General features: G+C 71.1%; 27 protein-coding genes and 1 pseudogene. 15 read left to right on the top strand and 13 right to left on the bottom strand.

From position 1 onward, the window contains the following. Nucleotides 1-77: 77 nt before the first annotated feature. Nucleotides 78-968, top strand: coding sequence for a GNAT family N-acetyltransferase (locus ACGFY9_RS40895; RefSeq protein WP_393762977.1), 891 nt, complete (start codon nucleotides 78-80; stop codon nucleotides 966-968). Between the two features lie 143 nt (nucleotides 969-1111). Further along, nucleotides 1112-1462, top strand: a complete 351-nt coding sequence (locus ACGFY9_RS40890; protein WP_393762975.1) for a hypothetical protein — start codon at nucleotides 1112-1114, stop codon at nucleotides 1460-1462. A 25-nt stretch (nucleotides 1463-1487) separates the two neighbouring features. On the opposite strand, the gene ACGFY9_RS40885 is transcribed toward ACGFY9_RS40890, so the two are convergent. Together ACGFY9_RS40885 and ACGFY9_RS40880 are read right to left on the bottom strand one after the other, a co-directional pair. Continuing rightward, complete coding sequence (locus ACGFY9_RS40885; protein ID WP_393762973.1) at nucleotides 1488-2375, bottom strand: Gfo/Idh/MocA family protein; 888 nt, start codon at nucleotides 2373-2375, stop codon at nucleotides 1488-1490. A 127-nt stretch (nucleotides 2376-2502) separates the two neighbouring features. Next, nucleotides 2503-3537: an NAD(P)-dependent oxidoreductase gene (locus ACGFY9_RS40880; protein WP_393762971.1), complete on the bottom strand. Its 1035-nt coding sequence runs from the start codon at nucleotides 3535-3537 to the stop codon at nucleotides 2503-2505. Between the two features lie 54 nt (nucleotides 3538-3591). Here ACGFY9_RS40880 and ACGFY9_RS40875 point away from each other — a divergent pair, with 54 nt between their 5' ends. Then, nucleotides 3592-4092 carry a LysR family transcriptional regulator substrate-binding protein gene (locus ACGFY9_RS40875; protein ID WP_393762969.1) on the top strand — a complete coding sequence of 167 codons (501 nt, stop codon included), beginning with the start codon at nucleotides 3592-3594 and terminating at the stop codon, nucleotides 4090-4092. 120 nt (nucleotides 4093-4212) lie between these two features. Here the strand turns inward: ACGFY9_RS40875 and ACGFY9_RS40870 are convergent, their stop codons facing one another. Then, a complete protein-coding gene (locus ACGFY9_RS40870) occupies nucleotides 4213-5346 on the bottom strand; it encodes a GDSL-type esterase/lipase family protein (protein WP_393762968.1) in 1134 nt (377 codons plus the stop codon). A 77-nt stretch (nucleotides 5347-5423) separates the two neighbouring features. Further along, nucleotides 5424-5999 carry a TetR/AcrR family transcriptional regulator gene (locus ACGFY9_RS40865; protein ID WP_393762966.1) on the bottom strand — a complete coding sequence of 192 codons (576 nt, stop codon included), beginning with the start codon at nucleotides 5997-5999 and terminating at the stop codon, nucleotides 5424-5426. Nucleotides 6000-6070: 71 nt separating this feature from the next. On the opposite strand from ACGFY9_RS40865, the gene ACGFY9_RS40860 reads away from it, so the two are divergent. From ACGFY9_RS40860 to ACGFY9_RS40845, 4 genes are all read left to right on the top strand, one after another. Beyond that, the gene (locus tag ACGFY9_RS40860) at nucleotides 6071-6565 is read left to right on the top strand and encodes an FBP domain-containing protein (RefSeq protein WP_393762964.1); all 495 of its coding nucleotides are present in this window, start codon (nucleotides 6071-6073) and stop codon (nucleotides 6563-6565) included. A 236-nt stretch (nucleotides 6566-6801) separates the two neighbouring features. Beyond that, complete coding sequence (locus ACGFY9_RS40855) at nucleotides 6802-7659, top strand: aldo/keto reductase (protein ID WP_393762962.1); 858 nt, start codon at nucleotides 6802-6804, stop codon at nucleotides 7657-7659. A gap of 108 nt (nucleotides 7660-7767) precedes the next feature. Then, nucleotides 7768-9540 (top strand): ABC transporter ATP-binding protein, encoded by a 1773-nt coding sequence (locus ACGFY9_RS40850; RefSeq protein WP_393762960.1) that lies wholly within the window; start codon nucleotides 7768-7770, stop codon nucleotides 9538-9540. Nucleotides 9541-9614: 74 nt separating this feature from the next. Continuing rightward, nucleotides 9615-9857 (top strand): DUF5133 domain-containing protein, encoded by a 243-nt coding sequence (locus tag ACGFY9_RS40845; protein WP_393762958.1) that lies wholly within the window; start codon nucleotides 9615-9617, stop codon nucleotides 9855-9857. A 5-nt stretch (nucleotides 9858-9862) separates the two neighbouring features. On the opposite strand, the gene ACGFY9_RS40840 is transcribed toward ACGFY9_RS40845, so the two are convergent. Then, nucleotides 9863-10831: a GlxA family transcriptional regulator gene (locus ACGFY9_RS40840; RefSeq protein ID WP_393762956.1), complete on the bottom strand. Its 969-nt coding sequence runs from the start codon at nucleotides 10829-10831 to the stop codon at nucleotides 9863-9865. Nucleotides 10832-10975: 144 nt separating this feature from the next. On the opposite strand from ACGFY9_RS40840, the gene ACGFY9_RS40835 reads away from it, so the two are divergent. Next, the gene (locus ACGFY9_RS40835) at nucleotides 10976-11443 is read left to right on the top strand and encodes a hypothetical protein (protein ID WP_393762954.1); all 468 of its coding nucleotides are present in this window, start codon (nucleotides 10976-10978) and stop codon (nucleotides 11441-11443) included. 4 nt (nucleotides 11444-11447) lie between these two features. Here ACGFY9_RS40835 and ACGFY9_RS40830 read toward each other — a convergent pair. Next, nucleotides 11448-13488 (bottom strand): annotated as a pseudogene (locus ACGFY9_RS40830) (SpoIIE family protein phosphatase). 203 nt (nucleotides 13489-13691) lie between these two features. Between ACGFY9_RS40830 and ACGFY9_RS40825 the strand changes: the two are divergent. Then, the gene (locus tag ACGFY9_RS40825) at nucleotides 13692-14849 is read left to right on the top strand and encodes a serine hydrolase domain-containing protein (protein WP_393762952.1); all 1158 of its coding nucleotides are present in this window, start codon (nucleotides 13692-13694) and stop codon (nucleotides 14847-14849) included. A gap of 43 nt (nucleotides 14850-14892) precedes the next feature. Here the strand turns inward: ACGFY9_RS40825 and tgmB are convergent, their stop codons facing one another. From tgmB to ACGFY9_RS40810, 3 genes are all read right to left on the bottom strand, one after another. Next, entirely contained in the window at nucleotides 14893-15879 is a 987-nt protein-coding gene (tgmB, locus tag ACGFY9_RS40820) for an ATP-grasp ribosomal peptide maturase (RefSeq protein WP_393762950.1), read from the bottom strand. 16 nt (nucleotides 15880-15895) lie between these two features. Further along, nucleotides 15896-16087: a putative ATP-grasp-modified RiPP gene (gene tgmA, locus ACGFY9_RS40815; RefSeq protein ID WP_033283043.1), complete on the bottom strand. Its 192-nt coding sequence runs from the start codon at nucleotides 16085-16087 to the stop codon at nucleotides 15896-15898. A 164-nt stretch (nucleotides 16088-16251) separates the two neighbouring features. Next, on the bottom strand, nucleotides 16252-16548 hold the full coding sequence (locus ACGFY9_RS40810; RefSeq protein ID WP_327406635.1) for a YkvA family protein: 297 nt from the start codon (nucleotides 16546-16548) through the stop codon (nucleotides 16252-16254). A 156-nt stretch (nucleotides 16549-16704) separates the two neighbouring features. Here ACGFY9_RS40810 and ACGFY9_RS40805 point away from each other — a divergent pair, with 156 nt between their 5' ends. Continuing rightward, the gene (locus tag ACGFY9_RS40805) at nucleotides 16705-17508 is read left to right on the top strand and encodes a helix-turn-helix domain-containing protein (protein ID WP_393762947.1); all 804 of its coding nucleotides are present in this window, start codon (nucleotides 16705-16707) and stop codon (nucleotides 17506-17508) included. 133 nt (nucleotides 17509-17641) lie between these two features. Here ACGFY9_RS40805 and ACGFY9_RS40800 read toward each other — a convergent pair whose 3' ends face one another. From ACGFY9_RS40800 to ACGFY9_RS40790, 3 genes are all read right to left on the bottom strand, one after another. Beyond that, nucleotides 17642-18913 (bottom strand): alpha-L-fucosidase, encoded by a 1272-nt coding sequence (locus ACGFY9_RS40800; RefSeq protein WP_393762945.1) that lies wholly within the window; start codon nucleotides 18911-18913, stop codon nucleotides 17642-17644. 162 nt (nucleotides 18914-19075) lie between these two features. Beyond that, nucleotides 19076-20275 (bottom strand): hypothetical protein, encoded by a 1200-nt coding sequence (locus tag ACGFY9_RS40795; RefSeq protein WP_393762944.1) that lies wholly within the window; start codon nucleotides 20273-20275, stop codon nucleotides 19076-19078. 273 nt (nucleotides 20276-20548) lie between these two features. Then, nucleotides 20549-20980 carry a hypothetical protein gene (locus tag ACGFY9_RS40790; protein ID WP_393762942.1) on the bottom strand — a complete coding sequence of 144 codons (432 nt, stop codon included), beginning with the start codon at nucleotides 20978-20980 and terminating at the stop codon, nucleotides 20549-20551. A 261-nt stretch (nucleotides 20981-21241) separates the two neighbouring features. On the opposite strand from ACGFY9_RS40790, the gene ACGFY9_RS40785 reads away from it, so the two are divergent. The 3 genes from ACGFY9_RS40785 (at nucleotide 21242) to ACGFY9_RS40775 (ending at nucleotide 23307) form a co-directional block, all read left to right on the top strand. After that, nucleotides 21242-21772 (top strand): PadR family transcriptional regulator, encoded by a 531-nt coding sequence (locus tag ACGFY9_RS40785; protein ID WP_393762940.1) that lies wholly within the window; start codon nucleotides 21242-21244, stop codon nucleotides 21770-21772. Between the two features lie 89 nt (nucleotides 21773-21861). After that, entirely contained in the window at nucleotides 21862-23052 is a 1191-nt protein-coding gene (locus ACGFY9_RS40780) for a DUF2306 domain-containing protein (RefSeq protein WP_393762938.1), read from the top strand. A gap of 42 nt (nucleotides 23053-23094) precedes the next feature. Beyond that, nucleotides 23095-23307, top strand: coding sequence for a hypothetical protein (locus tag ACGFY9_RS40775; RefSeq protein WP_393762936.1), 213 nt, complete (start codon nucleotides 23095-23097; stop codon nucleotides 23305-23307). A 90-nt stretch (nucleotides 23308-23397) separates the two neighbouring features. Here ACGFY9_RS40775 and ACGFY9_RS40770 read toward each other — a convergent pair whose 3' ends face one another. Then, nucleotides 23398-24363 carry a DUF1152 domain-containing protein gene (locus tag ACGFY9_RS40770; protein ID WP_393762935.1) on the bottom strand — a complete coding sequence of 322 codons (966 nt, stop codon included), beginning with the start codon at nucleotides 24361-24363 and terminating at the stop codon, nucleotides 23398-23400. A gap of 38 nt (nucleotides 24364-24401) precedes the next feature. On the opposite strand from ACGFY9_RS40770, the gene ACGFY9_RS40765 reads away from it, so the two are divergent. Next, a complete protein-coding gene (locus ACGFY9_RS40765; protein WP_393762933.1) occupies nucleotides 24402-25340 on the top strand; it encodes a sigma-70 family RNA polymerase sigma factor in 939 nt (312 codons plus the stop codon). A 56-nt stretch (nucleotides 25341-25396) separates the two neighbouring features. Further along, nucleotides 25397-25954, top strand: a complete 558-nt coding sequence (locus ACGFY9_RS40760) for a dihydrofolate reductase family protein (protein WP_393762931.1) — start codon at nucleotides 25397-25399, stop codon at nucleotides 25952-25954. The last annotated feature ends 41 nt before the right edge of the window (nucleotides 25955-25995 follow it).

Genomic DNA, 25995 nt, shown 5'->3' with positions numbered 1-25995 from the left:
CCCTCCCCGTCGATCCGGTGTGCCACATGTGACCTGACCGGGAGCGCTCCACGCAGTACCCCTCCCGGAGGAAACCCATGACCGATCTGGTCATTCGCGCGCTCGACGAGAGCGACGCCCATCTTTTCGACACCCTTCCCGACTCCCTCGGCGCCCGAGCCGCACACCGCCTGACGACCTGGCGGCCCGACTGGCAGCGCGTGGCACTGCGCGACGGCACAGTCGTCGCACGCGCCGCCTGGTGGGGAGGCCCGAACGACACCGAACCCCTCGCCGTCGACTGCTTCGACCTGATCGAGGGCGAGGAGGAGGCAGGCGCCGAACTCCTGCGCAGCGCACCCTGGCGCGTCGACGTGGAACTGAGCCTCCCCGCCGGCTGGCGCGACAACCCCGAGATCCGCGCCGCCGCCGAGGCACGCTCCACCGCTCTGCGCGCGGCCGGTTACGACCTCCTGGTCGAGCGGTTCATCTACCGGTGGACCCCGGAGTGCGGCCTGCCCGAACGCCCAGGCCGCCTCGTCTTCGCCCCCGAACCGGACGACGCCGTGTTCTTCGACGCACTGCGCCGCATCCACTCCGTCACCCTCGACGCCCACGCCCAACGGGCCATCCGGCAAGGGGGAGTTGAGAAGGCCGCACAGGAGGAGCTCGACTTCTTCCGCTGGTGCCCGTCCCCGCGCGAGTGGTGGCAGATCGCACGCACCCCGGAGGGAGATCTCGCGGGCATTCACATCCCGGCCCACAACCCGTCGGGCCCGTGCGTCGGCTTCATCGGAGTCGTACCGGAACAGCGCGGCCACGGCTACGCCCGCGACCTGCTCGCCGAGTGCACCCACTACCTCGTCGAGCGGGACGCGGAGTTCATCGCCGCGGCCACGGACCAGGGCAACTTCCCGATGGCCGCGCACTTCGCCGAGGTCGGCTATCCGATCGCCCGGGAGCGGGCCAGCTTCAATTTCGCCGGGTAGGCGCGTCGATTCATAGACACGCAGACACGCAGACACATGAGGCCATAGGGCGGTCGGCCCGGGCTGTCATCAGTTCCGGGCCGACTGTCAGTGCCGGATGCCATGCTGACGGCAGGTCGATCCACGGCGGGATGGAGGCGGGCATGGGGTTCGTCGGCGAGGTCTGGCAGGTGCGCAGGGGCGAGGAGTCGGTCGGGGAGATCCTGATCGACGACGCAGACTTCCCTTGGCTGGCGGGCAAGTTCACCGCCGATCCGGCGTTCGGTGACGTAGCGGAGTTGTTCGCGCGGGAACTGGCCCTTTCGCAAGCGGACGACGACGGGCACTGGATCCGGTGGGAGGAGGCCTACGACGAGATCAGCAGACAGGTGACGCTGACCTCGCCGGACGGTCCCGTGCCCGAGTTCCTGCTGCACATCGAAGGGGAACGGGCCTGGTTCCGGTGGAGCGACGAGCCGTTCGACGAGGACGAGGAGCCGCCCGGCGGGGAGTGACCAGTCGACTGACCAGAGTGAGTGATCAGGCAGGCTCGCTGTCCACCATCGCCTCGGCCTCGGCCAGGATCTCGGTGACCCGCAGCCCGAAAACCGCGTCGCACGAGTGCGGCTGCCCCGTGCGTACGGCCTCGCTCAGCGCGTCGGCGGCCCGCACCAGGGCGGACACCGCATCGCCCGAGCTGTCCGGGAGGCTGGTCACCCCGGCCGTGCCGCGCAGCTCGACCGTGGCTCCCGCCGCGGCGGTCGGCGCGGTGAGACTCAGCGTCAGCGTGCTGGACGCACCGCCGACGTGGTCCAGAACCAGCACGACGGTGTCGCCGGGACCTCGTACGGCGGCGGCCACTCGCCGTGCGTCACCGAGGACCGGCAGCAAGACGGACAGGGCGTGCGGGCCCACGTCCCACAGCGCGCCCTTCTCCTGCCGCCAGGGCGAGGCAGCGAACGGGCTGTCGCTGGTGAACACCGAGCCGAGCCATTCGGCCCGAGCCGTGAACCAGCCCTCCGCCGCGGCCTGTTCGGTGATCCAGGCCGCGGTCTCCGGCTGGAAGCGGGTGGTGAAGAACACGACCGACGCGACCCCGGCCTCCCGCACCGCGTCGACCACGGCCCGCCCCTGCTCCACCGTCGACGCGAGGGGCTTGTCCAGCAGCAGATGCCGTCCCGCCCGCGCGGCCCGCACCGCCAACTCGGCCTGGATCGACGGCGGCAGCGCCACGGCGACGGCGTCCACGTCCGCGAGCAGGGCGTCGACATCGTCGTAGGCCGGGACGCCGTGCTGGTCGGCCAGCTCCTTGGCGGCGTTGGGACGACGCCCCCACACGCCCGCGAAGTCCCACGCGTCGTGCCCACTGAGGGCGGGGGCGTGAGCCATCTGCGCCCAAGGGCCGGTGCCGAGCAGTCCGATACGCATAGCGGTGCCTTTCCACGGTCGAACCTGGTGACGAGACCGGGCTCGATCCGACCGGCCGGTCGCCGGTGAGCGTGCCACATGGACAGGGCGGGTGCGCAAGCCCTTCCTGCCACCCGGCGCCTGCTCGTCAATGGCTACGATGCGGCTGTCCCGGCCGCTGCCGTGCTTGAGCCGTGGCGTTGTGCCGCAGGAGTTCGGCAAGGACGGAGACGCCGTCGCGGTCTTCCAGTCCCGCGGCCATCGCCTGGTCGACGAGCTTGCGGTTCGCCTCCAGTTGGGCCATGGGTGCTCCCACGGATGACGCCAGGGCGTCTATCAGTGTCAGGTCCTTGGCGACCAGGGACAGTGTCATGTGGATGGCCGCTTCGTGCGGTCGTACGAAGTTGTCGCGGTTGTAGAGCACGAAGGGGGCCGCGGCCGCGCTCTGGGTGAAAGCGTCGTAGGCAGCGACCCGGTCGACGCCGGCGCGTTCCGCGAGAACCAGCGCTTCGGACAAGGCTGTTGCCATGGACAGCAGGAGTGAGTTGATCGCGAGCTTCATGACGCTGCCACTGCCTGATTCCCCGAAGTGGAGGACACGGGTGGCCAGGACGTCCATGACGGGGCGCACCCGGGCGAGTGCTTCTTCGGGGCCGCCGACCAGGAAGGTGAGTTCGCCGCGTGTGGCGAGTTCGACGGAACCGGACACCGGCGTGTCGAGGAGAGTGGCGCCGCGTTCGAGAACCAGAGGTGCGAGGGTCCTGACGGTCCCCGGGGCGACGGTGCTGGTCTCCAGGACGGTTGTTCCCGGGCGCAGCCCGGCGAGGATGCCGTCGGGCCCGTGGTGGACCGCGTCCACCGCCGCGTCGTCGGTCAGGCAGACGAGGACGATGTCGGCGGCGGAGGCCGCCTCGCGCGGGGTGCCGACCACGCGGGCACCCGTGTCCGCCGCGCCGTCGAGGGCGCGGGCCCGGGTCCGGTTGGTCACGGTCACGCTGTGCCCTGCCCGGCGCAGGCGCACCACCATGGGGCGGCTGATGCGGCCGATGCCGATCACGGCCATGGTGGGCAGGGTGCCGGAAGCCAAGTCGGTCGTCGCGGCCGCCGAGCGCGCGAGGGAAGTGGTCGGCGAGGCGTCGAGAACCCTGCGGGGCAGCCTGCGCGTCGGCACGATGACCCGCATCACGGCTCTCGACCCGCCGCGCCTGGTGGGGCCTTCCGCCAGCGCCACCCCCTGGTGGACATACGGATCCAGGTCTCCGGATCCGGAGCGGGCGGGATCGCCGAGGACGTGCGACGCGGCCGCCTCGACGTCGGTGTCGTGGCGCTGCCCGCCTCCGAGGCGCACGGCCTCGACCTACGGCAGTTCGCGACGATCCCGTACGTGGTGATCCTGCCGTCCGGACATCCGCTGGCGCAGCGGGACCGCATCGCGCTGAAGGACCTCGCCCACGAGAACTTCGTCTCGGGGGCAAGGGGCTTCGGGTCGCGCGCCGGCATGGACCGGGCCTTCGGTGAACTCGGCATCACGCGTCGCGTGTCCGTCGAGATCACGGACATCGCCTCGGCCGCGTCGTATGTGCGAGCCATCGGTGGCGCCGCCGTCGTGCCCCGTTACGAGCCGGTGGGTACGGCCGGGGTGGTCGTCAAGCCGGTGTCCGGTCCCGTCCCCTCGCTCGCTCTGTCGTTCGCGGTCCGCGCGGGCCGCGAACCGAGCCCAGCCGTCGCCGCCTGGTGAATCTCAGCCCCAACTACACGCGCGACGACGGGACGTTCTGAACAGGTCCAAGTCGGGCTCGGGAGCGCCCAGTTGGGCCACGGCGCAACCGTGAGGCCGCTCAGCCGGTGTCCGAAAGCCTCAACAGGTCCCGGTCGCGAAAGCGCCGCCCTCGCCGAACACCAACCGCCCGAAGTTCTCCGCGATACGCCGATGTCCCGCCGGATCGGGATGGACCTCGTCGGGGAGCGGCAGTTCGGCGTAATCCTCCTCGCCGTAGAGGGAACGGCCGTCGAGGTAGTGCAGGTTCGGGTCGTCGGCCGCTCGCTGCTCGACGACGCGGGCGAGCGCCTCGCGGATGACGGTGAGTGTCAGGCGCCCGAGAGCGCGTTCAGCCGGGTCGCCCGTCGCCCTGAAACGCAGGGTGCCGCCGTCGAAGTCGGGCATGAGGGGGCCGGGAGTGTCCTCCTGGACCGGGCAGAGGATGGCGGAGACGACCAGCAGCGGAGTGGTCGGATGCCCCTCGCGGATGGTGTCGAGGAAGCCGTGGACCGCCGGGGTGAAGGCGCGCAGGCGCATCGCGTCGGCGTTGACGATGTTGATGCCGATCTTGACGCTGATCAGGTCCGCCGAGGTGTCCCGCATCGCGCGGGCGGTGAACGGGTCGAGCAGCGCGTTGCCGCTGAACCCGAGGTTGACGAGCTCCACTCCACCTTCGGCGGCAGCCAGAGCCGGCCAGATCGCCGTCGGACGCGTGGCGTTCGAGCCGTGGCTGATCGAACTGCCGTGGTGCAGCCACACCTTGCGCCCCTTGTCCGGCGCCTTCTCGACGGGGGCGTCGGTGCGCAGGGCGATCAGCTCGGCGGTCTCCGTGTGCGGGAGCCAGATCTCGATGTCCTTGTCACCCGTCGGCAGACCGGCGAACCGGGCGGTGCCGGGCTGCCCCTCCGTGAACTCGGAGGACTGGGTCACCATGTCGGTGATCGTGCGCACGTTACCGCCGGACACCGTGGCCTGGGCGGTGGGGCGGCCGTCGACCAGCAGGTCGTACACACCGTCCGCCGGGGCCGGGAACCCCCGGTAGACGCGCTTGGTGGGCAGCGTGTCCAGCTCGATCGTGGTGGCCCGGGTGCGGAAGACCAGCCGTACACCGGAGGGCTGCGCCTCGGCCACGGCGAGTTGGTCGTCGGGGATCTGGCGGCGCGCCCGCGCGGGCAGCCGATGCGGCAGCAGACCGTGCGCGGTCGTCTCCACGTCGAGGAAGCCGCGCAGCATGTCGGTCGTGACGGGGTGGTGATCGTGTCGTGCTCGGTGCTCATCGCCTCAGCCTGTCGATCGGGTTTCCGGGACGGTCAGTTGTGGGGCGCGGCCCGGTTCCGCAGCAGCGCGTCGAGCGAGTCCACGATCCAGGCCCAGGACTCCCGCGCGTCCGGCGCGCTGTGGTCGAAGCCCCCGGCCAGCTCCAGGCTGACGTAGCCGTGGAAGACGCCGCCCAGCATCCGGACCGCGTGCGTCTGGTCCGGCTCCGCCAGGTCGTAGCCGCGCAGGATCGCCCGTGTCATCTGCGAGTGCCGCACCCCGGCGCTGGCGGCCGCCGTCTCGGGGTCGAGCCGGAGCCGCGCCGCCGCGTACCGGCCGGGGTGTTCCCGGGCGTAGTCGCGGTAGGCGTCCGCGAAGGCGGTCAGGGCGTCCTTGCCGGCCCGCCCGGCCACCGCGTCGGAGACGCGGTCGGCGAGTTCCTCCAGCGCGAACAGGGCGATCCTCGTCTTCAGTTCCTGGGAGTTCTTCAGGTGCGAGTACAAGCTGGCGACCTTGACGTCAAACCGTCGGGCGAGCGCCGAGACGGTCACCTGGTCGAAGCCGACCTCGTCGGCCAGCTCCGCCCCCGCCAGGGTCAGCCGCTCCGGCGTCAGTCCTGCTCTGGCCATAACCTTCCTCCCATTCGGCGATAGCCATTATGTATTTGCCTAAAGGTTTTAGGCAAACTAGCGTGCCGTTCATGAGACCACTGACCGAGCGGGAGATCCGCGCCGCCTTCGTGAACTGCACCAAGGGCGCGGCCAAGCGCCTGTCCGTGCCCCGCGACCTGGCCGAACGGCCGTGGGACGACCTGGACTTCCTCGGCTGGCGGGACCCCCAGGCCCCGGACCGCGCCTACCTCGCGATCGAGGTGGACGGCCGCCCGACGGCGGTCGCCCTGCGCTCTCCCGGCGCCGCCTCCTGGCAGACGCGGCGCAGCATGTGCTCGATGTGCCTGACCACCCACACCGGAGGCGTCACGCTGATGACCGCCGCGAAGGCGGGCAGGGCCGGGCAGCAGGGCAACTCCGTGGGCGCCTACATATGCAGCGACCTCGCCTGCCCGCTGTACGTGCGCGGCAAGAAGGACGCGGGTGTCGGCGCGCGGCTGCCCGAGTCGCTCACCCTGGAGGAGAGGATCCAGCGGACCGTCACCAACCTCACGGCGTTCATCGCCAGGGTCGCCGCTCGTTGAGCGGTCCCGAACCGACCGGTCCCGAGTCGACCCATCCCGACTGAGCGATCCCGATTGAGCAGTCCCGCTGCTGGATCCGTTCGATTTCTTCTATTGGACCTGCGGACCCGGGCCGGAGAGGCTGGACGATGCGTCCTGCCCGTCGTGAACCCGGTCCGAGACCCGGCTCCGGCTCCGGCGGTGCCGGACGGCACGGTTCTGCGCGACAGCCGGAAGACCGGAAGAGGAGCACCAGCATGGACACCCGCCGCATCGGTGACGTCGAGGTCAGTGCGATCGGCCTGGGTGGTATGCCCATGTCGATCGAAGGACGGCCGGACGAGGCACGCTCCCTCGCGACCATCCACGCCGCACTCGACGCGGGCGTGACCCTGATCGACACCGCGGACGCCTACCACCTGCACGCCGACGATGTCGGGCACAACGAGACCCTGATCGCCAAGGCGCTCGCGTCCCACGACCGGGGTGCGGACGTCCTCGTCGCCACCAAGGGCGGCCATCTCCGCCCCGGGGACGGCAGTTGGACCCTGAACGGCAGCCCCGCGTACCTGAAGGAGGCCTGCGAGGCGTCCCTGCGCCGGCTCGGCGTGGAGGCCATCGGGCTCTACCAGTTCCACCGCCCCGACCCGAGGGTCCCGTACGCTGAATCGGTCGGCGCGGTACGGGACTTGCTCGACGAGGGCAAGATCCGCCTGGCCGGCATCTCCAACGCCGACCCGGAGCAGATCCGGCTGGCGAACGAGATCCTCGACGGCCGACTGGTCTCCGTGCAGAACCAGTTCTCCCCGGCGTTCCGCTCCAGCGAACCGGAGCTGGACCTCTGCGACGAACTCGGCATCGCGTTCCTCCCCTGGAGCCCCCTCGGCGGCATCGCCCGCGCCGGTGAACTCGGCTCCGCCTACGCGCCGTTCGCCCGCATCGCCGAGAAGCACGGCGTAAGCCCGCAGCGCGTCTGCCTGGCCTGGATGCTCGCCAAGTCCCCGGTAGTCGTACCGATCCCGGGCGCCAGCCGCCCCGAGACGATCCGCGACTCGGCCGCCGCGCCCGAACTCTCCCTCTCCGCCGAGGAGATCGCGGAGCTGGACGCCGTTTGAGAAGACCCTGATGTCTGAGGTGTAGGAGTGGCGGGCGTGGGCAGAAAGCGCTTGCCCGCTACCGGGTTCACAGAGGGCCGGCCGGTCACAGGGGGAGGACCACCACCGATGGCATCGTCCACGGAGAAACCGCTCGACCACCGCTACCGCGACGAACACCCGATCCGCACCCTCGCCTACCTCTTCCGCGCCGACCGAAGACAACTGGCCCTGGCCGTCGTCGTGTTCACGGTCAAACACAGCCCCATCTGGCTGCTCCCGCTGATCACCGCGTCCATCATCGACACCGTCGTCCAGCACCAGCCGGTCAGCAGGCTCTGGACGAGCACCGGCATCATCCTGTTCATCCTGCTGATCAACTACCCCCTGCACGTGCTCTACGTCCGCCTCCTCTACGGCAGCGTCCGCCGCATGGGCACCGACCTGCGCTCGGCGCTGTGCACCCGCATGCAGCAGCTCTCCATCGGCTACCACTCCCGGGTCAGCGCCGGAGTCCTCCAGGCCAAGGTCGTGCGGGACGTGGAGACCGTCGAGCAGATGGTCCAGCAGACCGCGGAGACCGGGCTCGGCGCGATCACCGTGCTCACCGGCGGTCTGGTCATCATCGCCTTCCGCACACCGGAGTTCGTGCCCGTCTTCATCGTCGTCGTACCGGTCGCCGCCTTCCTCGTGTCCCGGCTGCGGGCACGCCTGCGCACCCACAACGAGCACTTCCGCCACGAGGTGGAGACCCTGTCCTCACGCGTGACGGAGATGACCCGCCTCATCCCGGTCACCCGCGCCCATGGCCTGGAGGGCAAGGCCCTGCGCCGCATGGACGGCACCCTGCGCCGGCTCCTCACCTCCGGAAACCGCCTCGACCTCCTCAACGGCCGCTTCGGCTCGCTGGCCTGGGTCGTCCTCAACGTCGTCGGCGTCCTGGTCCTCGCCGGCGCGGCCCTGGTGTCGTACTACGGCGTCTGGGGCGTCACCGCTGGCGACGTCGTCATGCTGAGCGCCTTCCTGACCACCCTCACCAACTCCACCACCTCCCTCACGACCCTGGCCCCGGTCATCACCAAGGGCCTGGAATCGGTCCGTTCGGTCGGCGAGGTGCTCCAGGCACCCGAGTTGGAGGACAACGAGGGCAAGGCGGAGGTCACCGAGGTACGCGGAGCCGTCACCTTCCAGCATGTCGGCCACACCTACGACAACGACCAACTCCGGCCCGCCGTCCACGACTTCACCCTCACCGTCGCACCCGGCGAGACCGTCGCCCTCGTCGGCGCGTCCGGCGCCGGAAAGTCCACCGTGCTCAACCTCGTCATCGGCTTCATCCGCCCCACCGCCGGCCAACTGCTCCTCGACGGCACCGACATGAACACCCTCGACCTGCGCACCTACCGCCGCTTCGTCTCGGTCGTCCCGCAGGAGTCGATCCTCTTCGACGGCACGATCCACGACAACGTGGCCTACGGCATGGACGACGCCGACGAGGATTCGGTGCGCGCGGCGCTGCGGGACGCCAACGCCCTTGAGTTCGTGGACAAGTTGCCGCAGGGCCTGGAGACCCTGGTCGGTGAGCGCGGGGCCCGGCTGTCCGGCGGTCAGCGTCAACGCCTCGCCATCGCACGGGCGTTGATCCGCGACCCCAGGGTGCTCGTCCTGGACGAGGCGACCTCGGCTCTGGACACCCGCTCGGAAGCCCTCGTCCAGCAGGCCCTCGCCCGGCTGTTGCGCGGCCGTACGACGTTCGTGGTGGCCCACCGGCTGTCCACCGTCCGGGGCGCCGACCGGATCGTCGTGATGGGCGACGGGGAGATCCTGGAGGTCGGCACGCACGACGAACTCCTGCGCCGGGGCGGCGCGTACACGGCGCTGCACAGCGGGCAGGTCGCCTGACCGGATCTCGCGGCCCATGGGTTGGACCGGCGCAGGCTGGGCACACGGAGCGAAAAGCGAGAGAGAGGTGCTCCGTGCCGGTGCCGGACCCGAAGGCCGTCAGAAAACTGCTCACCCGGTACGCGGTGCTGCGCATCTCCCAGGCGGAGCGCCACCGACCGCAGGCGGCCGACGAGTTGAACGACGTCGTCCACACCCTCTGCGTGATGATGGGCACCACCGGCATCCGGGAAGCCATCGTCAAGGCGGACGCCCTGTTGGCGGCGGCGCGCAGCTCCCCGGGGAGCGCGGTCGCGGACGGCCGCGCCGTGGCGTAGATCCGTCAGGAGGACGCCACTTCGGGGACCGGCCTGCCGTGGAACGCCGAGCGGTACGCCTGCGGACTGGTACCGACCACCCGGCGGAAGCGTTCGCGGAACGCGGTGGGGGAGCCGAACCCGGCCTGCTGGGCGATGCGTTCGACGGTGTGGTCGCTGTTCTCCAGCAGATATTGGGCACGCCGTACGCGGGCCCGCAGCAGCCATTGGAGCGGTGTGCTGCCCGTCTGTTCGCGGAAACGGCGGCTGAACGTCCGCTCGCTCATGCCCGATCGCGAAGCCAGCGCGCCCAGGGTGACCTCGTGGGAGAGGTTGTCCTCGATCCACTGGAGAAGCGGTTCGAGGGTCGAGCCCTGCGGGACCGGCGGATGCCGGTGGACGATGAACTGCGCCTGCCCGCCCTCGCGTTCGAGCGGCATGACCGACAGCCGGGCCGCGTCCGCGGCGACCGCGGAGCCGTAGTCCCGCCGGATGAGGTGCAGACACAGGTCGAGCCCGGCGGCGGCCCCGGCCGAGGTGAGGATCTGCCCGTTGTCGACGTACAGCACGTCCGGCCGCACCTCGACCAGAGGATAGGACCGGGCCAACGCGTCGGCGGCGACCCAGTGCGTGGTCGCGCGCAGCCTGTCCAGCAGCCCGGCCTCGGCCAGCACGAAGGCACCCACGCAGATGGACACGATCCGGGTACCCGCAGCTGCCGCCTCCCGTAGTGCCGCCAGCACCCGGGCGGAGGGCGGCGCGGCCTGCTCCGAGCGGCCCGGCACGATGATGGTGTCGGCGTCCGCCAGCGCTTCGAGCCCGTGGTCGACCCGCAGCGCGAACCCGTCCGTCCGCACCTCCGGCGTCTCGCCGCACACCCGCACCCGGTAGGCGTTCCGGCCGTCCGGCAGCCGGGTACGGCCGAACACCTCCATCGGTGTCGCCATGTCGAACGGCACCACATGATCGAGAACAAGGATTGCGACGGTGTGCATGAACACCACGATAGACGGATTCCCGCCAGGCATCCCGCATGGCCTTTTGGCACAGCTGCCAGGTGAGAGGTGTTGGCGGGAATCCGTTGGAAGCTGTCGTTTCAGCCCCTGTGCTCCCGCACCGGACGTCCCTAACCTGGGCCGGTGACCAAGATCCTTCTCGCTCTGCACGTCCTGGCCGCCATCGTCGCGGTCGGCCCCGTCACCGTCGCCGCCAGCATGTTCCCACCCGCGGCCCGCCGCGCTCTCCCGGGCCCGGACGGACCCGACGCGGGCGTGACGACCGTACGGCTGCTGCACCGCATCTGCCGTGTCTACGGCGCGGTCGGGCTGGCGGTGCCCCTCTTCGGCTTCGCGACCGCTTCCGCGATGGGTGTTCTGGGCAGCGGCTGGCTCATCGCCTCCATCACCCTCACCGCGGTGGCGGCCGGCATCCTGATCGCGTTCGTGCTGCCCCGTCAGGACGAACTCCTGGAGCAACTCGGCGCACAGCGGCCCGTGGAGCGGTCCGGGACCGTTCAACTCGCCATGTTCACCGGCATCTTCAACCTGCTGTGGGCGACCGTCACCGTCCTCATGATCATCCGGCCGGGCTCGACCACCGGCGCCTGACCGGTCAGCCGGTGACGCGGACCAGGAGGAGCGCCACGTCGTCGTCGGGCTCCGGGCGCAGCGCGTTGAGGAGCATGTCGCTCGTCTGCTCCAGCGGGCGGCGGGAACTCTGCAACAGGCGGGTCAGCGTGTGCAGTCCGACGTCGATGGACTCGCCGCGGTTCTCCACCAGACCGTCGGAGTAGAGGGCGAGCAACGCGCCGGTGGTGAAGTCGACTTCGGCGGTTCCGAACTCCACGCCGCCGACGCCGAGCGGTACTCCGCCGGGGATGTCGAGGAGTTCCGCGGTGCCGTCGGGGTGGATGAGGACGGGTGGCAGATGCCCGGCGCTGGACAGTTCGCAGGTGCCGCGCCCGAGGTCGACGACGCCGTACGCGCAGGTGGCGATCGCGTCACCGAGGGAACCGGTGAGGTCGTCGAGGTGGTGCAGCAACTCGGCGGGCGGGAGGTCGAGCCGGGCCAGTGCGCGGGTCGCGGTGCTCAACTGGCCCATGATGGCGGCGGCTTGGACGCCCTTGCCCATCACGTCGCCCACGACGAGACCGGTGCGGCCCGGCCCCAGTGGCAGCACGTCGTACCAGTCGCCGCCGACCTCGCTCAGCGCCGGGAGGTAGCGGGCCGCGATGTCGAGGCCCTCCTGCCGGGCCGGGGCCGGTGGCAGCAGGCTGCGCTGGAGGGTCAGCGCGGTGGTGCGCTCACGGCCGTAGAGGCGGGCGTTGTCGATGCAGATCGCGGCGCGCGCGGCGAGTTCCGTGGCGAGGACGCGGTCCTGTTCGTCGAAGGGGCGCTCGTTGACCGTGCGGTAGAGGCTCAGCGTGCCCAGCACCTCGCCGCGGGCCATCAACGGGACGGCCAGGTACGAGTGGACGCCCGCCGTGCGCAGCGTCTGCGCGGCGCGCCCGTCCCGGGCGATGCGGCGCATCATCGGCGGGTCGACCCGCTCGACGAGGATCGGGCCGGCCTCGCGGACACACCGGGTGATGATGCGGTTGGGGCCGTAGGTGGCCAACTCGCCCACCGGGTCCGCCGCGTGGATGGCGTCGGTCAGGTATCCGGCGGCGACGGCCAGCGCGCGGAACTCGACCTGCGCGTCCTCGGTCACCGGGGTGATCGTGCCGTCCGTGACGACCGATTCCAGTACGTCGACGGCGGCCAGGTCGGCCACATGCGGGACCGCGACGTCGGCCAGTTCCCGGGCGGTCTGCTGGAGGTCCAGCGTCGTCCCGATCCGCACCCCGGCCTCCGCCACGACCGACAGATGCTGGCGCGCCTGCGCGACCTCGGCCGCCGCCTGCTCCCGCTCGGTCACGTCCAGGACGGCCATCGCCAGCCCGAGCACCCGGCCCTGCGCGTCCTCGATGCGGTGGTACGACTCCGAGTACGCCCGGTCCACGACGTCGGCCGCCGTGCGGCCCACGGTCTGCTGGTCGAGCAGCGGCTTGCCGGTGATCAGCACATGCCGCATGCGCGACTCGATGGCCGCGACGTCCAGACCGGGCAGCACCTCGCCCACCCGGCGCCCGACGACCTCCTCCTCCGGCACGCCGTTGATGCGCTCCAGGGCCGGGTTGACCCCGACCCACCGCAGATCGGTGTCGAACACCGCGATACCCACCGGCGTCTGCCGCACCAGGCTGTGGGACAGGGCCAGGTCCCGCTCCACACCCCGCACTGTCGTGGCGTCCGCCGCCAGCCCCAGCAGATGCGCCTGACCGTGGCTGTCGCGCAGCCGCATCGTGCGGAACTCGACGGGCCGCTCCGTGCCGTCCCGGTGCACCATCGGGAAGACCCCCGACCAGCGGGCGCCCGAGGCCACCTGGGCGAACAGCTCACGCGCTCTGGCCCGGTCGTCGGGCGACACCAGCAGCCGGTCCGCGCGCTGGGTGAGCGCCTCCTCGGGGGAGTAGCCGAGCAACTGCTCCGCCTCGGGGGCTCCACAGCGTGATGTACCCGCCCGCGTCCAGGACCACCGCCGCGACCCGCAACAGGTCCAGCAGCCCGCCCGGGGCGGCCGAGACACCGTCCCCGGCACCGTAAGCGTCCATCCCAGCCGCTCCTTCCGGTGCGGCACGGCCACCGCCAAGATCCGAACCGCGGATCATTCCGATTACGGCACAGCAAGCCCCGCGGGGCAACACCGCGGGACGTGAACAGGGGGAGGGGGCCGTATGGAGCACGTGCCCGCGCGGATGCCGACGGACCCCCGGATTCTGGTCGTGCCCCGACCCCACAGCCCCCAGGACACTCCATGCCCCTGCCGCTCCGCCTCGTCTCCCTCCTGGTCGCCACCTGTGTGGGCGCCCTCGTGCCCGCGTCGCCCGCCGCGGCCGACGACCAGTCCCTCCAGCGCGGCCTCGACGCACTGGTCGCCGCCCCCGACGGCCCGCCCGGCGTGATCGTCGTCCTGCGCGACGGCGACCGCCGGCGCGTCCTGCACGCAGGCACCGCCGACATCACCACCGGCCGCCCGCTCGAACCGAGCGACCACACCCGGACCGCGAGCACCAGCAAGGCGTTCAGCGGGGCGGTGGCCCTGCATCTCGTACGACAGCACCGGCTCGCCCTCGACGACACGCTCGGCACCCGGCTGCCCCACCAGCCCCGGGCCTGGCGGAAGGTGACCCTGCGCCAGCTGCTCCAACACACCAGCGGACTCCCGGACTTCAGCGAGAGCCCCCGCTTCCGCAGCCTCATCCAGGCCGACCCGCACCGGCACTTCGACTCGCGGCGCCTGCTCGACTTCGTGGCGGGCGAACCGCTGCGCTTCACACCGGGCTCGCAGTACCGCTACTCCAACTCCGACAACATCGCCGTGGCGCTGATGGCGGAGGCGGCTACCAGCACGCGCTACGAGGACCTGCTGCGCCACGACGTCTACAGGCCGCTGGGGCTGCACGACACGAGCCTGCCGCAGGGGTACGAGATGCCGGAGCCGTACATGCACGGATACGTCGTCGGCGGACCGTCCGGCCCGGAGGACGTCAGCGAGGCGGTCGGCATGTCGGGTGTGTGGGCCTCGGGCGGGATCACCTCCTCGCCCCGCGACCTGACCGCGTTCATCAGCGGCTACGCCGCCGGGGCCCTCACCTCGAAGGCGGTCGTGCGGGAACAGCGGCACTGGATCCCCGGGGCCTCCGAACCGGCCGGTCCCGGCCGCAACAGCGTCGGACTCGCCCTCTTCCGCTACGACACCCGGTGCGGGGTCGTTCTCGGACATACCGGGAACACCCTCGGTTACACACAGTTGATCGCGGCGACCCCCGACGGCAGGCGCTCGCTCACTTTCTCATTGACAACTCAGGTGAACCAGGCGGGGAACCCGGAACTGCTGGCCAAGGTGCGCGCGGTCGAGGAGGACGCGGTGTGCAGCCTGCTGGGGACATACGGGGCAGAGCGCCACTCCTGACCCGGGGCGCTCACCCCTTCCGCCTCAGGTGAACCGTTACTGCTCAACCGACCGCGCTGTCCGACCCGTTGACGAGGCCCTCCCGTTCCGAGGCGGCGGGCAGGGCCAGCCACTCCGCGATCGTCCGGGCGATCGGCTGGCCGGTCTCCGCCTCGACGAAGCCGAACTGGCCCGACTGGTTGCACTCGAGGAACCACCAGGTCCCGTCGCCGTCCTCGGCGAAGTCGAAGGCGCCGTAAGCCAGTTCGGCATCGCGCATGTACGTCAGGACGGCATCCGCGATGCGCGGCGGGACCTCGACAGGGCACCAGGGCTGCGCGGAGGCGGCGAAACGGACGTCGACCTCGGTGGGGTCGGCGTCCGGGGCCGTCGCCGTACGGGCGGCCAGCATCCGGTCGCCGACGACGGTGAGCCGGATGTCCGCGCGCTTGGCGACCCGGCGTTGCAGCAGCGTCGGGCCGAACGCGACGGCGGCGAAGTCGGTGTCCGGCGCGACCCGGCTCGTCGGCACGGCTCGCGGCGGATCCTGCGGATGGGCGCCGGAGACCGGCTTGACCACCAGGTCCGGGAAGCGCTGCGAGAACTCGCGGGCGGCCTGCGGGAACGTGGTGATCAGGGTGGCCGGCACGGGCAGCCCGCTGCGCTGCGCGAGCCGCAGCTGCCAGGGCTTGTGCCGGGCCCGGCGGGACGCGTCGGGGTGGTTCATCCAGCGGGCGCCGGAGCCGCGGAGCATGCCGTAGAGCGCCTGGGAGGCCTCCTCGGTCAGCCATGCGGAGGGCTGGGGTGCGCGGGTCGCCGGGGTGCCCGGTCGGCGCACCCAGATGGACCGCAGTCCGCTCACGCTCACCAGCCGCCCCCCGGCGGACAGATGACCACGGAAGGCTCCGTGCACGTACTCGCCGGACAGCGCGACCCCGCCGGTGAGGTCGGCGGGATCGATCCGGACCACGGGGACGCCGGACGCGTGCAGGTGGACCACCACCATGTCCGCCGTGACGTCCTCTTCGCAGGTAAGGACCAGGACGGTCATTTTCGTCGTTCCGTGTTCAGTCGTCGAAGTGAGTCTTCGATCCCGCGGTGGACGTGGTGGTCCCCAGTTCTCTCAGCAGAGCGAGATCATGGGCGGCGACCCGTCCGTCGGCGAGCACGTTCAACTGCAGTCCGGAGTCGTAGCTGTACGGAGCGGTGAGCTCCAACTGTGCTGCCGGGCGAGCGTAGTTGAGCGCGAACGGTTGCATCGTCTCTCCCTCGTCGGTACTGCCTCGTGCAAGCGGTGGCCACCCTGCGAGGTCGCTTGGCCCGCTGACTTCCGTCTGCTTCCAGAGACTTATACGAATCGAACGAGTGAATGGTTTCCTTACTCTGCGTAGTCAAAGTAAGGAAAGTGCCGCGCACGCCGGGGTCAGTCGAGCTCGCCCGGCAGCCCCTTCTCCTGCTCGCCGAGGGAGTTGCGCATCGTGCGAAGAGCGAGGAGAAGTACGGCGATGTCGTCCAGATACACAGGATCGGGCATCAGATCGGTCGGCAGTACGAAGTAGAGGACGGCACCCCAGAAAACCCATTTGGGGCCGGTCGGAAGCCCTGCGCGCCGCATGGAGCGCCGCATGCGGACGAGCCGCACCAGCACTCCGACGGCCACGGCGAGCAGCACCACCGCGAGCACCGCGACGATGACGATCACGGTTGTGGTCGAGTCCACTGGCGCCCCTTTTCCAGGTCCGGCCGCACGGTATGTGCCCTATCCGGATGCCCGGTTACGGCCCCGGTATGGCCGACGAGGGGAACATCACACCCGAACGCTTCGAAGAGCCTTGACAGCCGTTGACCCCTTGTCAGGCGCTGGTACGTTTTCACCGTGAGCGCGACCAACGGCACCGGAACCCACGTGCGGATCGGCCTCGACGCCCCACCGCGCGTGGCCAGCCTCGGCGTCGGCGTGCACGGCACGGTGAGCCCGCGCGACGTGTTCCGGCTTCCGGACCTCTGGCAGCTCCATCTGTACGGCTACGAGGCGGAGTTGACCGTCGACGGCGTGGCGCACGAGATCAGGCCCGGCCATGTGAGCCTGGTCCCGCCCGGCGCGCTGGTGCGGTTCCACTACCGGGGCCGGTCCGAGCATCTCTTCGCCCACCTGGAACTCCCGTCGGCCGGAGAGCGGTTGACCGTGCCCGTGATGCAGGACGCCGGTACGCAGACGCCCGTGCTGACCGACCTGATGCAGCGGGCCGTCGCGGCGGCACCGCGCAACTCCGCCCGCGCGGCAGCCGAGTTGTGGACCGTCCTGTGGCGCGTGGCGGACCTGGCGACCCCGGCTGCGGGCGGAACCGCCGGTCCCCACCCGGCATTCGCCCTCGCGGTGGCCCACATCGAGTCGAACCTGGCGGCCCAGCTGACCGTCCCCGACGTGGCGCACGCGGCCGGCGTCTCGCACAACCACCTCATCCGCCTGTTCCGCGCCGAGACCGGCACCACGGTCGTCGCCCACCTCCGGCACCGCCGCATGGAACGCGCCCGGCACCTGCTCCGGGAGTCGACCCTGTCCATCCCGGCGATCGCGGCCGCCGTCGGCATCGGAGATCTGCAGGCCTTCAACAAGGCATGCCGACGCGAACTGGGAGCGTCACCCAGGGCAGTTCGGGCACGGGTGGGCGGCACCTGAAGGCTGGGTGGGCGGGCCGGTGTCACGAGGTCCCCGCGCGATTCGGTCCGGGTGGGCGTCGGTGAGGGGCGTGGCGGACCCAACAGGCCGCAGGCCGGGCGCCGTCGCGAACTCTTAGCGGCACCGCATGCGCTCAGTCCCTCCCCGCTCCCCGGTACACGTCCAACTCCCCGTCCAGCTCGACCGCCAGGACCGTCGCCGACTTGTCCACGTCTGCCACGTCCGGGGCGTCGATCCACGTCACACCGGGCACGTCACCGAGCCCGCCGATGACGTCGTGGCCGAGTTCGGCGCCGGTGCCGAGGACCGTGACGCGCTTGACGGGCGTACGCAGGCCGCGCACCGACACCGACTCGCGCGGCGGATCGAAGCACACCAGATACAGCGTGCGGCGGTCGGCGGAGAGGGTGCTGGGGCCGTAGTGGTGCCCGGCGGGCAGACCGGCGACCGTGCCGTACACCGCCTCGGAGTGCCGGGCGATCCACGCTCCGAGCCCCTCAAGTCGCTCCGTCTGCACGGGCGTTATCGTCCCGTCCTCCCTCGGGCCCACGTCGAGCAGCAGATTGCCGCCCATCCCGATCGTCTCCGTGAAGTAACGCACCAGCTGCCGCACCGACTTGTGGTGCTCGTCCCCCTGCTGGAAACCCCACGAGTCGTTGACCGTCAGACACAACTCCCAAGGCCCGTCCGGCGCTTGCAACGGCACCCCCTGCTCGGGCGTCGCGTAGTCGCCGTGGCTGAGCATGCGGGCGTTGAGGACGGTGTCGGGGTTCCCGGCGAGGATCAGCTCCGCCAACTCCCGCATGCCCCACTGTTCTTCGCTGCGCTCCCACTCGCCGTCGAACCACAGCAGGTCGGGCCGGAAGCGGTCGACCAACTCGCCGACCTGGCCGTCGCGGTAGGCGAGGTAGCGCGCCCAGGCGGCCGGGTCCTCGTGACCGGGCCGTGCGGAGGCGTAGGGGTTGGTGCGGATCTCCTCGTCGGGCGCCTGGGGGTGCACCGTGCTGGCGTAGTCGGGGTGGTTCCAGTCGGAATGGGAGTAGTACAGGCCGACGTTGAGCCCCTCCTCGCGCAGCGCGTCCGCGTACGGCCCGATCAGATCGCGGCCGGCCGGGGTGCGGCGGACCACGTCCAGGTCACCGTGGGCCGAGTCCCACAGGGCCACGCCGTCGTGGTGACGGGCGGTCAGCACCGCGTACTTGGCACCCGCCCGCGCGAACAGCCGTGCCCAGGCCCGCGGTTCGTAGCGTGCGGCGGTGAACCCGTCGAGCTGCCGCATGTACTGGTCGTGCGGGACCTGGCCCGAGTAGAAGGACCAGGACTCCGGCACACCGTCGACGGCGTAGATCCCGTAGTGGACGAAGATGCCCAGCTTGGCATCGCGGAACCAGGGTTGCATCGGCATACCGCCAAGCTAGGGCGGCGGGCGCAGGGGGCGCGTGGGCGGTGATCACCACTGGTGGTCGATTCTCACCATCGGTGTTGCGCTGCGTAGGCCTTCGGCGTGACCGAGGGGCCAGGACGTCATCTGCGTGACGACGTTTGCCCTGGCCCCGAGACAGACTGCCTACGGCTCCTCGGCCGAGCGGCCACCGTCACTCGGCGGATCGGCCTGCTCGCTGTCGGTCGGCGGTGCGGGGCGCAGTGCCTTCGTCGCGTCCCTCAGCCGGCCGAACGTCCGCTGGAACGGGGACCCGCCCGGCTGGGACGTCGCCCCGGGCACGGAGGCTCCGGCCGAATCGCGCAGCGCGGCCAGCGCCTCGTTGGCCCGGTCCGCGGACTCCCGGTACAGGTCGCGGGACTTCGTCATCGCTTCGAGGGCCTCGGCGTACATGGCCACGAGCCTGCGCTCGCGGGCCAGTTCCTCCTCCATCGTCATCAGCTTCCACTGCTCGCGCAGCGCGGTGACGGCCTCCTGGCCGCCGTCCGGCAGGGGGCGCGCGGAGGCGGCGTAGCGGCAGAGGACGTCCACGAGTTCGGTGGGCTCGGAGCCGTCGAGGAAGACGCTGCGCACCGAGAACTCGCGCACGTCGTAGGAGGGAGCCACCGGGCTGGTCGGCAGCACCACGGCACCGCCGCGCGGCACCTGGAAGTCGAACTCGCGCAGCAACGCCCAGTTGACGGACCGTAGTTGATCCGGTGTGGCCCGGTGCTCCACCACGCGGTGCCGCAAGCTCGCGGGCAGCAGCCGGGCCAGGGGCAGCCGGCCGTGCGCGTCCGGGGTCATGGCCTCGTGCACGACGACGTGGATGTTCCAGCCGTCCTGCGCGCAGCTCCGGAACAGGCGCCGCAGCTCCTTCTCGTCGGAAGGCAGCGGATTGACCTGCCCGAAGCGCAGCCCGGGAACTGTCACACGGTCCCAGCCGGCGTCGGCGCTCTCGGGGTCCTCGGGCCAGAACATGGTCGCGGGGGAAGGCCACCGGGGATCCCAGACCCGCTCGGCCTCCGCGACCAGGACCCACTCCTGCCCCTCCGTCGTAACGGGGGTGCCAGAGGACGAACCCGGTTCCGGAGCGGGCGGGAATGTCAGCCGCGCCCGCACGGTCACCGTCCCCTCCACCCGCCACCGCGCCTCGAAGACCTGCTCGCGCGGATCCTCGTGCTGGTCCTCGTCGGGTTCCAGGTGGTCGTCGATGACCTCGCGGTCCTTGAGCCGTTGCAGCTGTCGCCGTACGACGTCCGCGGCGTCGGCGGACCCGACGTGGCGGCCGCGAGCCAGCCACACCGTGTGGGGGATCGTGGGCGGAGCTGTGGAGGAGTTCGACATAGGCCAATCTGCGGGCGGGGGCGGTGCTGACCCACCAGTATCACCGTCGGAGATCTTGGCGGGTCAAGCGGGGGGTCGAGCATGGATCGTAGAGTCTCGTATGCCCGATTTTTTGGGATACCGCGTGAGCGTACGCGCGGGGTGTGATCGGTTCACTCCGGGCGGCCGGGTTTCACGCGTGCCTCTGACGTGGACCTGTCCGCAGAATGGTGGGGCGGACGGGACCCGCCCACCATCCGCTCGGGGTGGGTCCCGTCCGTGTGCCACCTGATCTCACCGGCCCCGACGCCTGTCCGCGGCGCCCGGCCGGGACGGGACGCCCGGTTCGGGCGGGGGCGCGCTGAAGCCGGCCGGTACCGAACGGGCGCTCGTCGGGGACGGCGCCCGCAGGGGTACGACCGTCTCCTCGCGCGGCGGCCGGGTGCGCGGCAGCGGCTTGCCGACGACGCGGGTGTGCGTCATCAGCGAGGCGCAGGCCGCGCAGACCTCGGCCAGGGTCCACACCTGGCCGACCGCGGGATCGTGGCGCAGCACGAGCAGCACCGAGCCCGAGCAGTCGACCCGGGTCCCCTCGTGCGCCGCGCACCGCTGACGACGGCAGCCGCAGGCCGCGTCGGGGCGTACGGTCGCCGCTCTGACATGGGCCGCCGCATGGGCTTCGGCGAAGCGGCGCAGGGCCGCGATGTCGCGCGACCGGGCGGGCATGCCGCACCCGGAGGAGCAGCTGACCGAGGCGGTACGGTCGCGATGACCTGTGATGCGAATAGTCCAGGTACGCCCGGGTCGACGGGCTGACGGGGCGTCAGGGTACGCGAGAGCCAAGACCACAGTTCCTTTGAGTGGAGGTGTTCACGCGGAAGAGGCGCTGAGTTAAGGGCTAGCTGAGTTAAGAACTACCCGTCGTGGGGCAGTTCACATCATTTGCGGACCCCAAGTATTCGTTCGACACCGCGATACGGTCGACGCATGTCTGACGCGCGGCTGACCACCTCCTCCTACCTCGTCCTCGGCATCATCGACAGACTCGGCGAGGCGAGCCCGTACGACGTGAAGACGGAGGCCGCGCGTACGGTCGCGCCGTTCTGGTCGGTGCCGCACGCGCAGGTGTACGCCCAGTGCGACCGGCTGCTGGAGGCGGGGCTGCTGTCCCAGGTACGGCAGGAAAGCGGCCGTAACCGCCGGGTGCTGACCCTCACCGGCCAGGGCCGGTCCGTCCTCCGGGGCTGGCTGGACGACCCGGAGTTCGTGCCGGTCGAGGCCAGGGAGCGCGGCATCTTGAAACTGTGGTTCGGGGGCCGGCCCGACATCCTCGCCCCGGTCCAGCTCGGCGAGCACGAGAAGACCCTGCGGGGATACGAGGAACTCGCCGACGGCGTGGGCGGGTTGCTGACCCCGGGACAGCGCGAGGCGCTGGAGTTCGGCATCCGGTACGAGCGGATGATGGTCGACTTCTGGCAGTGGGTGCGGCACCGCGACGAACGCGCGCAGGACCGTTGACCCCGACGGCGGCCGCCTCTACCGTCTCGATAGTCCAGACGAGACTATCGAGGGCCGGGCCGAGGCTCTGAGCCGGCAGGGGGGCCGCCGTGCGCCGTCCGACGAACAGCACCTGGCGCCGCGCCACGATGATCGCGGTCACGGTCGTGTGCCTGGCCTACGCGCCGATCGCGATGACCGAACTGTGGCCGTACGCCCGCCCCGGCGCTCCCGCTCTCGGCGAGTGGGTGATGGGCCGTGTCGTCTCCCCGCGCTACGTCACCGACGCCCTCGCCGGCCGTATCGCGCCCTACCGGCACAGTCTCGTCCCGATGATCGTGCACTCGGTCCTCGGCGGCGCCCTGATGCTCCTCGCCCCCGCCCAACTCCTCACCGCCGCCCGCCGACGCACCCGCCTCCACCGCACGCTGGGCGTGGTCTTCGCGGTCACGGTGTACGTCTCGATGGCGGGCGCCGGGATCTACCTGGCGCGCACGGCCCCCACGGACGCGTTCAGCGGCCCGGCGTTCTGGATCGTGCTTGCCACCCTCCTCGTCGGCACCGTCCTGAGCGTCACCTTCGGCATCCTCACCGCGGTCGGTGGACTCCCCGACCTGCATCAGCGCTGGATGCTCCTCTGCTACGGATTCCTCCTCACCGCACCGCTGCTGCGCCTCGAATGGGGCTTCCTGCCCCGGCTGTTGTCCGGCCTGACCATGGAACAGATCAACCAGGTCGCGATCACGCACCTGGGCTCGGTGGTCGTGTTCGGCGCGCTGATCGCCTCGCGGGCACGGGACCGCCGTACGACGGTGGAGGGCGTGTCGGGTTCCTGGGCACCGCCGCCCGTGCTCGCCGTCGCACAACTCGCCGGTGCGGCCGCCCTGTTGTGGATCGCGCGCTCGTACCTCGACTTCGGCGCGACCGGACGGCGACTGCTGTGGGCCTATCTCCTTCCCTACGCGGTCAGTTACGCCGTGATGGCCGTCAACGCCCGCCGCGCCGGACGCCAGGGCCGGCCCTGGGCCCGGGAGGAATGGCGACTGCACCTGACGGCCCTGAGCCTGGCCCCGGTGCTGTCGATCGGCGCGGCCCCGGTCTTCCAACGCGCCCTCGGTCTCGACCGGTTGACGGCCCTGTCCGCCGGTGTCGCCATCGGCTGCGGCATGCTCGCCTTCGCCGCGACGACTGTCGTGAGCCTGCGCGTGATGTACGGACGTGAGCTGCTGAAGCGGACCGCGCTCGCGGACTCGGCCCCAACGCCCCGTCTGCCCACGCCGGTTGGGCGGGGCCGCCCATGACGCCGTGCTCGGTTCGGCCTGGTTAGTATCGGCGCGGGGCTGTTGACTCGCCCCGGCTTCTGGGCCGACTTCGTCCCCTGGACCGTGAACCGGGTCGACGCCCAGGCCCTCGGCGTGTGGGCCCTGACGCTGGGCGTCGGTGTCCTCGGCGCCCTGGCCGAGGACGACCTCGACCGAACTCGCCCTGTCCTCCGGGCACTTCCCGCACGGCGATCGCCGCAGAAGTCGTACTTGCCTTCCGCGCATCGAGCGTGAACTGGTCGTCCGGACCGGCCCTCGGCCTCGTCTGCATGCTGACCGGACTGCTCCTCGCGGGCGCGAGCGGGCGTCTGCTGCTCGGTTCGGTCAGTGGGGATAGGCGCGCGGTGGGCGCTGCTGGGGCAGTTCGTCGCGGAACTCCTCGATGAGCGAACTCACTTGGCGGATGAGCGCGGTCCGTTCCAACCGGTCGAGGTAGAGGTTGCGGCGTGCGAGCCCGGGTGCGTCCACGCAGAAGTACAGCGCCATCAGCGGATTGATGAACAGCTCGCCGCCGCGCGTGCGTTCGGTGAAACGGACGTCACCGAAGTCCCCGCGCACGGCTGCCGCCACGGAACCGTTGACGATGCTCGGATGGTCCGGAGTGGACTCCTGGGCGTGCGCCACCGCATCGAGATACAGCTGCCCCTCGCGGCTCTCACGCGGGAGCGAGAACGCGCCGAGATACGCGCCCTCACGATCCAGCGCGGCCAGGTTCTCCAGCACCAGCGAGTGGTTGACCCCGTGATACGCGTCCACACCGAACCCGAGGCACGCCACCAGCCGTACCGGCACCTCGTCGAGCCCGTTCACCGCCGCGAGGCTGGCCATGTCCTCCTCCGGGGTGCCCAGCCCGTGTTCGTCGCCCCGCATCAGGATGTCGGTGCCGCCGTCCACCAGCACGACGGCGTCGACGCCGCCGAGATGCGCGATGAGCGTGCGGTACGCGTCCCGCAGCGGTCCCACACCGGTCAGGGGGAACGCGTACACGGTCGACGGCATGTCGTGCAGGTCGAGCCACCGCGCGAGGGACCGCTCCGGGAAGTAGTCGCCGCGGGCCTCCGTGTCCGGGCGTACGGCGGCCACGTCGCGGTCCACCCACACGTCCTGGTCGAGGCCGTACAGATCGGCGAAGGACAGGTTCGCGAGGTGCACCTCCTTGCCGGCCGAACGCAGCGCGAGGGCCAGCGGCAGCCCGGCGTAGACGTCGAAGCCGCCGCCCGCGCCGGCGACGAGTATCCGGCGCGCATCGCGCAGACGGCTGAGGAACGGGGGTTCGAGGAGGGAGAACACCGGGGGACGTTAGCAGGCCCGTACGCCATGATGGGCGGGTGGACTTCGAACCGTACCGGGGCGAACTGGTGGCGTACTGCTATCGGATGCTGGGCTCGTTCCACGAGGCCGAGGACCTGGTGCAGGAGACGATGCTGCGCGCGTGGAAGGCCCGCGACCGGTACGACCCCGCACGCGCCTCCGTCCGCACCTGGCTTTACCGCATCGCCACCAACGTCTGCCTCACCGCGCTCGAAGGACGCGCGCGCCGCCCCCTGCCGTCCGGCCTCGGCGCACCGGGCGAGGACCCCGGAACACCGCTCACGCCTGCGACCGACATCCCCTGGCTGCAGCCCTTCCCCGACGCGCGCTACGACATGGAGGCCCGCGCCGACATGCGGCTCGCCCTCGTCGTCGCCCTGCAACGGCTGCCCGCGCGGCAGCGGGCCGTGCTCGTGCTGCGCGAGGTGCTGCAGTTCAGCGCGGCCGAGGTCGCCGACCAGCTCGACACCACCGTCCCGGCCGTCAACAGCACGCTCCAGCGCGCCCGCGCCGCCCTCACGGACGTCGGCGACGACGACGCGATCACCGAACCGGACGACCCCGGGGCACGCGAGGTCGTCGACCGCTACCTGCGGGCGTTCGAGGCGGCCGATGTCCCCGCCCTCGTACGGCTGTTGGCCGACGCCGTGGTCCTGGAGATGCCGCCGGTCCCGCTCTGGTTCCGCGGCACCGAGCACTACGGCGCGTTCATGCGCAGGGTCTTCGAACTCCGGGGCACGGACTGGGCGTTGAGGCGCCTGGTCGCCAACGGGCAACCCGCACTGGCCGCGTACGCACAGGACCCTGCTGGCAGGCACCGCCTGCACAGCCTTCAGGTGTTCACCGTCGCCGGCGGACGCGTCACCCACAACGTCGTGTTCGCCGATCCGCAGTCGCTGAAAGCCTTCGACCTGCCACAACGGCTGTCCGCGAACCGACCGCGCCGACCACGATGAGTTCGGCCGGTGCCGCCGGTATGTACCGGTGAGCACCGACCGAAAGGACACCCATCATGAGCGTCATCGTCATCCAGTTCACCACCCTGGACGGGATCGTCTCCGACCCCGACGGGTCCGACGGCACCCCGCACGGCGGCTGGATGTTCCGCTACGGCCGCGAGGCGATCGGCGGCGACAAGTTCCGGCTGGGCAGCACCCTCGACGACGGGGTCATGCTGCTCGGCCGCAGCACCTGGCAGGCGTTCTCGCGGCTGTGGCCGGCCCGCGACGACGAGTTCTCCGCGCGCATGAACGCCGGGGCGAAGCTGGTCGCGTCCCGCACCCTCACCGATGTGTCGGCGTGGACGAATTCGAGCGTCCTCGACGGCGACCTCGTCGACGCCGTGAAGCGCGAGGAGCGGGACGTGATCGTCATCGGCAGCCTGCCCGTCGTCCGTACGCTGATGGCCGAGGACCTGGTCGACGAGTACCGGCTGATCACCTTCCCCACGGTCCTCGGCACCGGCGAACGGCTCTTCCCGGCGGGCGGTCCGCCCCTCCACCTGGAGTGCCAGCAGATCGAGAAGACGGGCCACACCGTGTTCGCGCGGTACGGGAGGGCGGCGCGCTGACGTGCGCGAGGGGCCCGGCGGTTCGGCCGCCGGGCCCCTCG

Source organism: Streptomyces sp. NPDC048504, from assembly GCF_043200035.1.
GTDB lineage: Bacteria > Actinomycetota > Actinomycetes > Streptomycetales > Streptomycetaceae > Streptomyces.
The sequence above is the reverse complement of the archived record's forward strand: the minus strand, read 5'-3'. Positions and strand labels throughout refer to the sequence as shown.